The following is a 12897-nucleotide window of genomic DNA, read 5'->3' as shown; positions in this document are numbered from 1 at the left end:
TCCAATAGGGTGCCCTGTGCGGGCGTTTGCTGTTCCTTAAAACACCTTCGTGCCAGGCGCCACGTCGCGCTCGGGCTTCAGGTACACGACCGCGCCTTCTGCGTTCTCGACACCAAGCATCAGCACCTCAGACTTGAAGCCGCCAATGCGGCGACTCCCGAGATTGACTGCGCAGACGACAATCTGGCCTACGAGCTCTTCAGCCTGGTACAGCGCTGTGTATTGTCCGCTCGTCGCCAGGTCGCCGAGTTCGCCAAAATCAATCCAGATTTTGTACGCAGGCTTGCGTGCTTCCGTATTCAATTCGACTCGCGCGATACGGCCGGCGCGCATGTCAACCATTGAAAACGCTTCGTAAGGGGATGTTTCGCTCATGTTGTGACTATTCAAAAAAGTTTGCAATCTAGCGCGCGCTTGCCGGCTGAGCGGCTACGGTTCGAACCGCTCACCCGTATCTAACAGATTCAGCGAATCAACGGTCAAACACGTTGTGTTGGGAAGTTCTGAAAACTGGTGGAACCGCACGACAGGCAGAAGTGGCCCCTCAAGCTCCTCGACGCATACACGCATCGATGGCTTAGCATGGTCTATGACGATTGGTCGAATGAGACGCCCATCAGGGTGGGTTTTTCCACACCGAAGCATTGCACCGTCGAACAGAGCGTCTTCTACCTGCTCTGATATCAATCCAGTAGCCACGTCATCGATGACCGGTCCAATGTCCGTTTCATCATCAAGCGGGTTTCCGACGTGCAGACAGCTCAGCTTGTCGACAAGCGCTGAGATAAAGGAATCTGCCACGGAATCGTGTATGTACAGACACGATATGCGGCCAGGGAAAGTTAGCAGCGGTTGCAGGATTGCGCGATTGATTAACGCATCGCACGTTGCTTGTATGTCGGCTCCGGCGTGAACCACAAGAGGAAGTCGCTCGCTCTTCGAAATGCTCACAGGCACCACGGCCTCGTCACATACGTTGGACACGAACGTTCCGACGTCGCGGCTCCCTTGGAACCTGACCTCGGTAACTTGCCAACTCATTACGGCCGTGCGGAGCATACCGACTGGGTCAGTAGAAGGTCCAACGCAAAAGAGCGCGTCCAGCTCGTCGCCTTCACACCAAAGCGCCGCAAGCGCCGACGGCGCGGACGGCGCTCGGGACGACGGCTTGATGACAAGAGCCCGCCCGGAGCTCAGGACCGTCGCGACCTCCCGCACCGTTGACAGCACGGGGTCACACCAGTTCGCAATGGAATATGCTGCATGCGCCGCAATCCAGTCGCGTACGAGCGATATAGGCGGACAGGAGACGCAAGCGTCCAGCGCCGCCAGGGCCGTAGCTACCTCCACACGGGCGAATCGAATGGGTTTTCCCGTCTCGAGGCTGATGATGCGGGCCAGCTCATCGCGCCGCGCATCAATCTTTGTTGCCCATTTCCGAAATCGCTGTTGAACGGGCAGAGTGTTTCGGAGCGCTCGCGCCGCTCGCGAGCCCTTATCAAGTCTTAATGCGAGGGTGCTGAAGTCGACATCGAGTGCGCGACCAACGACGGTCTCATCGTAGGGGCTCAAAACGTCGAAACAACGCACGGCCCTCGACGCCGCCCTGCCTACCGCAGCGGGCGCATCAAGTTCCAGTGCGTCGTTCGGTCCATCGGACATGCTTAAGCGGCCTTCTTTGCGGCGGCAACCGCACGCCCGAACATGCCCAGTGCATCGGACACGTCTTGGTCAGAGACGGTCAGGGGCGACAGGAAGCGAACAACATTTCGCTCGACGCCGCACTTGATGATGAGCAACCCTTCTCCGCGTGCGGCGTCGAGGATACGTTGGACAAGGGCGCCGTCGGGCGTCTTCGCTTGTGCATCGGAGACGAACTCGACCGCAACCATTGCGCCTGTCTGACGGATTTCGCCCATTTCCGGGTAATCCGCCTTCAGCGCTTCGAGGCCGGCGCGCAGCTGCTCGCCAATCTTGACGCTACGCTCAAGCAGGTTTTCCTGTTCGAAGATGTCGAGTACGGCGTTCGCTGCGGCACAACCAAGCGGGTTCCCGCCATACGTGCCACCGAGGCCGCCCGGCTGCGGCGCGTCGACGATTTCAGCGCGACCGACCACGCCCGAGATAGGCAAACCGCCGGCAAGGCTCTTCGCCACCGTCACGAGGTCCGGCTGAATGCCCGAATGCTGGAACCCAAACATCTTGCCGGTGCGACCAAAGCCGGTCTGGATTTCATCGCAAATCAGGACGATGCCGTGCTTCGTCGTCAACTCGCGCAGTGCTTGCATGAACTCAGTCGGCGCCGCAAGAAAACCACCGTCTCCTTGAACGGGCTCGAGAATGATTGCAGCCACGCGCTCGGGCTGAATTTGGGTGCTGAAGATAGTCTGCAGTGCCTTCAGGGCGTCGTCCAAGCTAATACCGTGGTACGCGTTCGGATACGGCGCATGGTAGACGTCGGGGGCGAACGGTCCGAAGTTCTGCTTGTAGGGAGCGCTCATGCCCGTGAGCGACATGCCGAGGAGCGTGCGGCCATGGAAGCCGCCACGGAAGGCAATCACGCCCGGGCGGTTCGTGTACCCGCGCGCAATCTTGATTGCGTTCTCAACCGCCTCAGCGCCCGTCGTCAGGAAGACCGACTTGTAACCTTGGCCAGGTGCAACCAGTTCCGACAGCCGTGCTGCAAGGCGAATGTACGGCTCGTAGCCGACGACCTGGAAACAGACGTGCGAGAAGGACTCGAGCTGTTGCTGAACAGCCGCGACGACCGCCGGGTGGTTATGGCCCACGTTCAGCACACCGATGCCGCCGACGAAATCGAGATACTTCCGACCCTTGTCGTCCCACAGGTAGGCACCCGCAGCGCGAGTCGCAACAATGGGGTGTGCTGTCGCGACGCCGCGCGCGACGTAGGTTTCACGAAGCGCAGCGGCGCTTTGGTCTTTGTCGAGTTCCTTGTTCATTCAATCACCTCCTGAGATGAAGGCCATAGTAGGAAGCCAGATAACTGGCGAATACCTACTAAACATAGGAATTCGACAACTCAATTTCGTTTTTTTTGATGCAATTTGTACTCGATGTACTAATCTGGGAGCACACGTTCCTACGAAACATGGGTAGTTATGCGATTTCTGGCTGAGTTCAATGGGATACGGATGGTTCCTGACGGGGCCACACCGACCATTGAAAGGCTTAGGCACGTATCGGGAGCGGAGATGAACACAGTAAATTTGGCAGAAAACTACGTAGACGAGAAATCTGCACGACGGCGCGCCATCGTGGCAACCGTTCTGGGGAATGGCTTCGAGTGGTTCGACTTCATGGTGTATGGCTTCTTTGCTATCACCATCGCGAAGCTGTTCTTCCCGACAGGTAACGAGCTGACATCGCTGATGCTTTCAGTCGCGACCTTCGGCGTCGGCTTTCTTGTGCGCCCATTCGGCGGCATCCTTATCGGCATCTATTCCGACCGAGCTGGCCGCAAAGCTGCTTTGTCGCTGACCATTCTATTGATGTGTGCAGGTACGGCAATCATCGGGCTGGCTCCGACCTACTCGCAGATTGGCATCGCCGCACCTTGCCTGATTGTCTTTGCACGTCTGCTACAGGGCTTCTCAGCTGGTGGCGAGATGGGCACGGCGACGGCGTTCCTGACCGAACACGCCCCCAAGGGCAAGAAGGCGTACTACTCAAGCTGGATTCAGACGAGCATCGGCTTCGCAGTGCTCCTGGGTGCCTGCTTCGGCACGGGCATTACGCTTGGCATGTCCACTGCGGACATGGAAGGCTGGGGCTGGCGCATCCCGTTCTTGTCTGGCCTGCTCATCGGACCCATCGGCTTCTTCATCCGTCGCAACCTGGAGGAAACGCCCGTCTTCCTTGACGCAGAAAAGTCGAAGACGCCGTTGGCTGACGTTCTTCGTGACTATCCGTGGCAAGCCTTCGCAAGTTTCGCGATGGTCGTGCTCTGGACGGTGTGTATCTATGTGATTCTGTTCTACATGCCGACGTTTTCGGTGAAGGTCCTGAGGCTTCCGCAGTCCGCATCCTTCATTGCGGCAATGGTGGGCGGCGGCGTCATCACGGTCTGCTCCCCGTTCACTGGCTGGTATTCGGATAAAGTCGGCCGCAAGTGGCTCTTGGGCGGTGCGTCGGCCGCGATGCTTGTTCTTGCCTGGCCGCTGTTTGCAATGATTGTTAAGTCGCCGTCTGTCGCAACGTTGTGCGTATTCCAAGGTGTGTTCGGCGTGCTCATCGCGATTTACACGGGACCCATCCTGGCCGCACTTTCGGAAACTTTTCCGACCAAGGTGCTTTCGACCGGTCTCTCGGTTGCCTACAATCTCGCGGTCATGACGTTCGGCGGCTTTGCATCGCTCATCCTGACGTGGCTTATTAGCACGACGGGAACGCCCATGGCACCGGCGCTCTACGTCATCTTTGCCGCCGCGTTCAGCTTGCTCGGCGTGCTGTTCGGTTATCGCCAGCCCAAAGAGGCTTAATTGCTGCCGCGGTGTCACGGTGATACCGCGGCGAAACTATTCGCCGCTATGAAGCTTGACACCGCCATTCGTGAAACTGTCCTACGCGAAGCAGAAGTCGTCGCTGGTGCGGAGAATCTCCAGCGCGAAATCACGTGGGTTCACATGGTTGACCACCCGGACATCGTCAACTGGGTGAAGCCTGGTGAGCTGTTGCTGACAACAGGCTACAACTGGCCGAACGACGCCGAAAGTTCACGACGGCTCGTTCGTGACCTAAGCCAGGTCGGACTCGCTGGCGTCGTGCTAGCCGTCCCTCACTTTCGAGACCACTTTCCTCAAGAAGCAATCGAGGAGGCTCGAAGTGTCGGCTTCCCCCTTCTCGAACTGCCGTGGGCCGTGCAGTTCAGCCAAGTCACTCACGAAATTCTCGCGAAGATAATCAATTTCCAAGCGCAGATAATCGAGCGCTCGGAGCAATTGCATCGAGCGTTGACCAATGCTGCGGTGACAGCAAGCAGCCTGAGCGACATCGCAATCACGCTGAGAAAACTTGTAGGCCGTGAGGTCACGTTCACCAACCTGTCCGGCGAGTTGCTCGGCACTTCCGCATCGGAACCTGAAGCACAGGCACTCGACGCCCAGTTTGTCGCGTCTCTATCAGAGTCGCCCGTCAACGCCGGCGACTCACCGAGACCCACGCGCGTGAGCTTTAAAGTCGCCGGCCGCACGGTCTACCGATTGCGGCTCTCCGTTCGCCTACATGACTCGCTCGTTGCTGTCATTTGGCTCGACTTAGAGGGTGCGGAAGTAGACGAACTTGACGCTCGAGCGATGGAACACGCAAGCGTCGTTGCCGCGCTACACCTGATGCATCAGCAGCAGCTCGCGCAACAGGAAGACCGCTTAGGCTATGCGCTTGTCGCTGGTTTGCTCGATGGCGAGTTCACCGCAACGCCGAGCGCGCTGGAGCGCGCGCGGGTGTGCGGCTGGAGTCAAACGAACCAATATCGCATCTGCCTTGTGCTTCTTGATGAGCCGATACCGCTCACCACGGAAGGACTGAACCGTCGCGAGCGGTGGGTAGAGGCGCTGAAGCATCAACTTCGAGTCACCGGGCAGCCTGAATTGCTTGCAATTTGGTTGAACCAGATTAAGGTTATCCTGCCTGCGGAAGCTTCGCCTGAGGCCTTATGGGAGTCGGTCACAGACCAACGCGCGGCGATGGCGGTCAGTCGCGTGCATTCAGGCATCGAGAGCATGGCGACAGGCTCGAAGGATGTCGACGCATTGCTACCAACTTTGCGCCCCGGAAGACTGCATCGATTCGACGAGATTCTCTTTCCCCGTGCACTCTTGGGCGACGCCAATGCCCGCGACATGCTTATCGAACGGCTCGTGACGCCTCTCGTCTCACGACCGCGCGGCGAGTCACTATTGGAGACCCTTTGTACGCTGGCCGACGAAGGTTTCCAGTTGGTCAATGCGGCTCGCTCGCTTGGCATACACATCAGCACGATGCGCTATCGACTCGAGCGAATCGAGGAAATTCTCAAGGTTACATTGGAAGACCCCAAGATTCGTTTCCAAGTTCAAGTAGCAATGGCGCTCTACCGCCTTCGCGAAGATTGACCCTGCCTTTCCTACTTTAAGTAGGAAGACTTCAGCATTGTGTCGCGTTTTAATTTGGAATGAAGCGGGACGTTTTGGCCAACGCGCAGTTCGCGCCCAGCCACGGTCCCGCCGCTTTTTCCGGATTTCGCGACCACATGAATTTGAACTCGTCCTCCACACGCCTAGACCTCAACAAGCTTCTTGCACTTCAGCGCCAGCTCGCTCAGACGACGGATGCGGAGATTAGGTTCGATGCCGGGTCTCGAGCGGCGTATGCCTCGGAGGCGTCGAACTATCGGCAGGTTCCGATTGGCGTTGTCCTGCCGCGAACGGTCGAAGACGTCGTGTCCGTAATGCGTGCGTGTCACGACGCGGACGTACCTGTGCTTACCCGTGGCGCCGGCACTTCGATGTGTGGGCAGGCGGTGAACGTCGCGGTGATTATCGACATGTCTCGTCATCTGACGCGCATCGAGCAACTCGATGCCGCAAGCCGCACTGCGGTGGTTCAGCCGGGGGTCATCTGCGACCAGTTGAAGAACGCCGCTGCTCTCAAGGGGCTGACGTTCGGTCCGGACCCTGCCACGCATAGCCGTTGCACGATTGGCGGCATGGTCGGCAACAACTCGTGCGGCGCACACTCGGTGATGGCTGGCAAGACGGCCGAAAACATCGAATCGATGGAAATCCTGACCTACGACGGGGAGCGATTCTGGGTTGGGCCTACCGATGAAGAAGCGTTTCAGGCTCATCTGGCCGCGGGCGGCCGGCGCGCCGAGATTGTTCAAGCGCTTCGCGACTTGGGAGACCGTCATGCCGACGAGATTCGCGCAGGTTTCCCCAAGCTGAAACGTCGCGTCTCGGGCTACAGCCTCGACCAATTGCTGCCAGAAAATGGCTTCAACATTGCTCGGGCGCTCGTCGGTTCGGAAGGCACCTGTGTCTCAGTCTTGCGAGCAACGACGACCCTCGTACGCAACCCAACCGCGCGAGTCGTGACCGTCTTTGGTTTTCCCACGATTTTTGACGCGGCCGACTGCGTCCCACAACTGCTTCCCCTCGAGCCCATCGCGATGGAAGGGCTCGACACCGGCATCGTTGGAGGATTGCGTGAACGCGGACTGGCACTTGCCGATATCGCTGAGCTACCGGAAGGCAATGCATGGCTCATGGTCGAGTTCGGCACCGACAATCTCGAATCGTCGCTGAAGCGTGCACAAGCTGCAGCAGACCTTTCCGACTCGCTGCCGGGTCGCCCGAACGCGAAAGTGGTTTCGGATGCGGCGATGATGAAGCGTCTTTGGTCAATTCGAGAGACCGGTGCATCAGCTACGTCTATCGGCGACGACCCGTCGAAACCAGACCCCGTAGTGGGTTGGGAGGACGCCGCGGTCGAACCGCGACTGCTAGGCGCGTATCTGCGCGAGTTCTCCGCGCTGGTGGAGCGCTACGGTTACACAACCAACATGTACGGCCATTTTGGCGATGGTTGCATCCACTCCCGTATCAACTTCGACCTTCGGAATAGCCAAGGCATCCATACGTGGCGCAACTTCCTGGAGGAAGCGGCGAAGCTCGTCGTCAAGTATGAGGGCTCGCTCTCGGGTGAGCACGGCGACGGCCAGGCCAAAGGCGAACTGCTCTCGCTCATGTACTCGCCAGAGCTCATGGACGCGTTCCGTGAGTTCAAGACCATCTGGGACCCGAAGAACCGCATGAATCCCGGCAAGCTCATCGACGCAATGCCTGTCGATGAGAATCTTCGCCTTGGACCCACGTACCGCCGCGTGGAGGTCCCCAGTCACTTCTCGTTCGGCAACCTGCAGAGTCCGGACACATTCGCGCGCGCCACGGAACGATGCATCGGCATGGGCAAGTGCCGGTCTCTGGACGGTGGAACCATGTGCCCAAGCTACCGCGCGACGCGCGAAGAGAAATACTCGACGCGCGGACGCAGCCGCCTGCTCTTCGAACTGCTCAAGGGCGAGGTCATCACTGACGGCTGGGACAACAAGGAAGTCAAGGACTCGCTGGATAACTGTCTGGCATGCAAGGGCTGCCGTAGCGATTGCCCAACCCATGTCGACCTGGCCAAGTACAAAAGTCACTTCTTGTACGAGCACTACCAGAAAGCCAAGCGTCCCCTAATGGACACGATGATTGGACACATCGGAACATGGCTGCCAATCGCCACTCGGGTCAGCGGCGTGGTCAACACTGCCATGAAGATGCGGCCGTTCCGTGTGGTGGCAGAGAAGTTCGGCCTCGCATCTCACGTGAAGTTTCCTGCCGTTGCATCAACGGCCTTCCGAAAGGGAGCGACCTGCAGGGGCCTCTTGGACGACACGAGCAAGCTGGATGCTCAATCTGCGCGTGCAAAAACAGTCTTTCTGTGGACGGACACATTCAACAACGGATTCTCGCCCGAAGTTCTCGAAGCGTCCGTCCGCGTCCTGCAATCTTACGGCGTCACTGTACGGCTCATGAGCAAGCAGATTTGCTGCGGGCGTCCCTACTACGACGCTGGGATGCTGGACCACGCCAAGCGCAACTTGGTTGACATCATGGCTGAGCTGAAAGACGTCATCGCACTGAAGCTGCCGGTGGTTGTGCTCGAACCTAGTTGCCTCTCCGTATTCCGCGACGAACTCCGTTCACTCTTCCCAACCGACGAAAAGGCCGCGGCGCTTGCCGGGTCGGTGAAAACGTTAGCCGAATACCTCGAATCGGAAGGCTTCGATGTGCCGAAGCTGGATGAAAGCGTCTTCGTTCACGGGCACTGTCACCAGAAAGCCTGTGGCGGGGTGCAAGCAGAGTCACGACTGGTCGGCAAAGCGGCTCAGTCAGGGGCCGTGCTGCAAACAGGATGTTGCGGTATGGCTGGAGCGTTTGGCTATCACACGAAAACGGCGGACGTCGCACGCTCGGTTGCTGAGTCCGAGCTTGTTCCCAAGATTCAGCCGCTTGATGAAAACGCAGTGCTGGTGAGCGACGGATTCAGCTGTCGCTCACAAATTCGAAACACCACGGGACGCTCGGCGATACATCTCGCGCAGTGGCTCGATGGCAGAGCAAAAACAAATCCGGCGCGTCGCCGGGCCAAATCGTCCAAACAGGAGGAAACCGTATGAATCGCAGAGATTTCGCCAGTCTTGCCGCAGTCGGCGCTTCCGCATTGTTCCTTTCGCGGGCCGGCAATGCCGCAACGAGCGCGAATGGCAGTGACTTGTCGACAACTCTTGCCCAAGGTCAAGCCGCGATTCGCCAAGGAACCTCGCGAGACGAAGCGATTCAGGCATGGCTGGAAGTGGTGAAGCCGAAACTCTCATTCGTTCAGGCGACCGCCCTAGTCTCTCGTCCGAAGCCTGACGCACCGAAAGAACTTGGCGCCGTCCGGCGCATTTACTCTACGGTGCCAAGCTCCTATCCGGTGGGCGGCTGGAAGCAACTTTCCGGCTCTGACTGGGCTCGGAAAGTACTCGAACGTGGCGAAGTCCTCGTTGCGAACAACGACGCCGAGCTCGAACGCTACTTTCCTGACCACAAGCTGCTGAAGTCTCTCGGCACGACAACGCTCGTCAACATCCCAGTCGTTGTTTGCAAGCGGACCGTCGGAGCATTTGCCTTCATGTGCGCCGCCGTGGTTCCGGAAAGCGCCGTCACGGAGGAGATTCGGCTGTTGACCGCCCTCACGGCTCCGCTGTTCTCTGACGACCTTGTACCGGCCGCCTGATGTAACCAGCAGAAGATGCGGCGCTAAGCCCCAATTCGGTGGGACTACGCCGCTACAAGCATGTCGAGCAAAACCAAATGCCGCAAGCTCCAGATACTCTAAGGATAGGCCGAACCCTATCAAGGATTGTGAAATGTCTCTAGCAACGCTTATCGATTCCGACCGGAAGCACCTCATCCATCCCGTCGCGAACTACCGCGCACACGAGAAGCGTGGGGTAACGGTACTGGAGCGGGGCAAAGGCGCATGGCTCTACGACGCACAAGGCAATGAACTGCTCGACGCGTTCGCTGGTCTTTGGTGCGTGAACACCGGCTATGGCCATGAAAGCATCGTCAAGGTGGCGGCTGAGCAGATGTCGAAGTTGCCGTATGCAACCGGCTATTTCCATTTTGGCTCCCAGCCTGCTATCGAACTCGCCGAGCGGCTCGTCGAGCTCTCGCCAAAAAATCTTCAGCACGTCTACTTCTCGTTGGGCGGGTCGGACGCAGTGGATTCTGCATTGCGCTTCATCACGCACTATTACAACGCTATCGGGCGGCCGAGCAAGAAGCACTTCATTGCTTTGGAGCGTGGATATCATGGTTCGTCCTCTGTGGGCTCGGGTCTGACTGCTATCGCGAGCTTCCATCGCAATTTCGACGTGCCGCTCCCCACTCAGCATCACATCCCCTCGCCCTATCCGTATCGGAGCGAGACGCCCGACGATGCACAGGCCATCATCGCGGCATCAGTCAGGGCGCTTGAGAACAAGGTCGCCGAGCTCGGCGCGGACAATGTCGCTGCGTTTTTCTGCGAACCTGTTCAAGGTTCGGGTGGCGTCATCGTGCCGCCAGCCGGATGGCTCAAAGCAATGCGCGATGCGTGCCGACGTCTGGATATTCTCTTCGTCGCGGATGAGGTGATTACCGCGTTCGGCCGGACTGGTCCGATGTTCGCATGCGAAACAGAGTCCGTAGAGCCGGACCTCATGACCATTGCGAAGGGTTTGACTGCAGGCTACGCCCCCATGGGCGCCGTATTGATGTCTGACGCTGTGTACCAGGGCATCGCCGACGGAAGCAAACCTGGCGAAGCGATTGGCCACGGACAAACATACTCCGCGCACCCGGTGAGCGCTGCTATCGGTCTCGAAGTACTTCGTCTTTACACGGAAGGCGGTCTTCTGGCGAATGGCCAAGCCCAGGCACCTAAGTTCGCGCAAGGTCTGGACAGTTTGCTCGACCATCCGCTCGTTGGCGACTCAAGACATGCAGGTCTTCTGGGCGCGGTGGAACTGGTGGCAAATAAGTCCACGCGAGCGCGCTTCGACCCGGCGTTGCATCTTGCTGACCGCATCTTCGATGCAGCAGCCCGCAACAAAATTATCTTCCGCGCGTTCGGCGACAACATCCTTGGACTTGCCCCGGCGCTCTGCTACACAGCAGCCGAGGTCGAGACGATGGTGGAGCGTGTGCGCAAAACGCTCGACGACGTGCTCGAAAGCTCAGATGTGCGCCGCGCGATTGAAGGTTAAGCCCGTTTAAGTGAGGTTAAACGGCAACGAGTGACGTATTCTTAGAAGGTATCGAGCATGGAACTGAAACTGAAACGTGAAGAGCTTCTGCGCCGGAAGAATCTGATTGGTGGCGAATGGACTGATGCCGTGGACGGCGCGCACTATCCCGTCACCAACCCGGCCACCGGCGGTATCATCGCCGAGGTTGCCAACAGTAGCAAAGCAGACGCGCGCGCCGCGACTGATGCAGCAGCGAAAGCGGCAAATGCATGGCGTAAGCGACTGCCGCGCGAACGCGCAGAAATCCTCAAGCGCTGGCATGCACTGATTGTCGCGAACACCGATGACCTCGCGGCAATCATGTCGAAGGAGCAAGGAAAACCGCTAGCAGAGGCCAAGGGCGAAGTCGCATACGGTGCGTCGTACGTCGCGTGGTTTGCGGATGAAGCGACTCGCGTCTATGGCGACATCATCCCGCAACAACAGCGCGGCAAACAGATGCGCACCATCAAGGAGCCGGTCGGGATTGTCGCGGCAATCACCCCGTGGAACTTCCCGCTCGCGATGATTGCCCGCAAGATTGCTCCTGCTTTGGCTGCAGGCTGCACCGTTGTCGGCAAACCCGCGGAAGACACTCCCCTGACGGCACTCGCACTGGCGGCTCTGGCCCAAGAGGCGGGTGTCCCTGCCGGCGTGCTCAACATGCTGAGCGCGTCGCGCGACCATGGTATTGAAGCTGTCGGCGACTGGCTTGCCGATGAGCGCGTCCGCAAAATTACTTTCACCGGCTCCACAGCGGTCGGCAAATACCTGGCCCGCGAGTCGGCCGGTACATTGAAGAAGCTGTCGCTCGAGTTGGGCGGCAATGCTCCGTTCATCGTATTCGACGATGCCGACCTGGATGCGGCCGTAGTTGGTCTCATGGCCGCCAAGTTCCGCAATGGCGGTCAGACCTGCGTCTGCCCGAACCGCATCTACGTGCAGGCTGGTGTGTTCGACAAATTCGCGGAACTACTCGCCGCGCGAGTGGGTGCACTAAAGGTTGCTCCGGCGACTGACCCGCAAGCGCAAATTGGGCCGATGATTAACGCCAAGGCCATCGACAAGATTGACCGGCACGTCAATGATGCTGTGTCGAAGGGTGCGACCGTCTTGACTGGCGGCAAACGCCTGACGGAAATGGGGCCGAACTACTATGCCCCGACGGTACTCGCGCACGCGACCAACGAAATGCTCGTCACCTGCGAAGAGACCTTCGGTCCTGTGGCACCGCTGTACCGATTCGAATCCGAGGAAGAGGCGATTCGCTTGGCCAATGACACGCCGTTTGGCCTCGCCGCTTACTTCTATACGCAGAACATGGGACGGGCCGAGCGCGTGTCGCGGGCCCTTGAGGCAGGGGTCGTAGGTCTGAACGAAGGCGCAGTAGCGAGCGAAGCCGCACCATTCGGTGGGGTGAAGGAGTCCGGTTACGGTCGGGAAGGTTCGAAGTACGGCCTCGACGACTATCTGTCCATTAAGTACATCTGCCAGGGCAATCTCGACTAACTCATCAAGCTCAGTCGTGAGGC

The 12897-nt window shown here is 58.8% G+C and carries 9 protein-coding genes; 6 read left to right on the top strand and 3 right to left on the bottom strand.

Going from position 1 to position 12897, the window contains the following annotated elements; all coding sequences use genetic code 11:
• Nucleotides 1–36: 36 nt before the first annotated feature.
• From NK8_RS02485 to gabT, 3 genes are read right to left on the bottom strand one after another with little or no spacing between them, the layout of a single operon-like run.
• A complete protein-coding gene (locus NK8_RS02485) occupies nt 37–375 on the bottom strand; it encodes a tRNA-binding protein (RefSeq protein WP_213227221.1) in 339 nt (112 codons plus the stop codon).
• Between the two features lie 54 nt (nt 376–429).
• Nucleotides 430–1662, bottom strand: a complete 1233-nt coding sequence (locus NK8_RS02480) for an aldehyde dehydrogenase (protein ID WP_213227219.1) — start codon at nt 1660–1662, stop codon at nt 430–432.
• Nucleotides 1663–1664: 2 nt separating this feature from the next.
• On the bottom strand, nt 1665–2963 hold the full coding sequence (gabT, locus tag NK8_RS02475; protein WP_213227217.1) for a 4-aminobutyrate--2-oxoglutarate transaminase: 1299 nt from the start codon (nt 2961–2963) through the stop codon (nt 1665–1667).
• A 252-nt stretch (nt 2964–3215) separates the two neighbouring features.
• Here gabT and NK8_RS02470 point away from each other — a divergent pair, with 252 nt between their 5' ends.
• From NK8_RS02470 to NK8_RS02445, 6 genes are all read left to right on the top strand, one after another.
• A complete protein-coding gene (locus NK8_RS02470; protein WP_213227215.1) occupies nt 3216–4502 on the top strand; it encodes an MFS transporter in 1287 nt (428 codons plus the stop codon).
• Between the two features lie 48 nt (nt 4503–4550).
• Nucleotides 4551–6113, top strand: a complete 1563-nt coding sequence (locus NK8_RS02465) for a PucR family transcriptional regulator (protein WP_213227213.1) — start codon at nt 4551–4553, stop codon at nt 6111–6113.
• A gap of 137 nt (nt 6114–6250) precedes the next feature.
• A complete protein-coding gene (locus tag NK8_RS02460; RefSeq protein WP_213227211.1) occupies nt 6251–9226 on the top strand; it encodes an FAD-binding and (Fe-S)-binding domain-containing protein in 2976 nt (991 codons plus the stop codon).
• On the top strand, nt 9223–9828 hold the full coding sequence (locus NK8_RS02455) for a hypothetical protein (RefSeq protein ID WP_213227209.1): 606 nt from the start codon (nt 9223–9225) through the stop codon (nt 9826–9828). The genes NK8_RS02460 and NK8_RS02455 overlap by 4 nt, the downstream gene beginning before the upstream one ends.
• 133 nt (nt 9829–9961) lie before the next feature.
• A complete protein-coding gene (locus tag NK8_RS02450) occupies nt 9962–11344 on the top strand; it encodes an aspartate aminotransferase family protein (RefSeq protein WP_213227207.1) in 1383 nt (460 codons plus the stop codon).
• Nucleotides 11345–11401: 57 nt separating this feature from the next.
• Entirely contained in the window at nt 11402–12874 is a 1473-nt protein-coding gene (locus tag NK8_RS02445; RefSeq protein WP_213227205.1) for an NAD-dependent succinate-semialdehyde dehydrogenase, read from the top strand.
• Nucleotides 12875–12897: the final 23 nt, after the last annotated feature.

Source organism: Caballeronia sp. NK8 (assembly GCF_018408855.1).
Taxonomy (GTDB): domain Bacteria; phylum Pseudomonadota; class Gammaproteobacteria; order Burkholderiales; family Burkholderiaceae; genus Caballeronia.
This window is presented reverse-complemented; position numbering and strand designations above follow the sequence as displayed.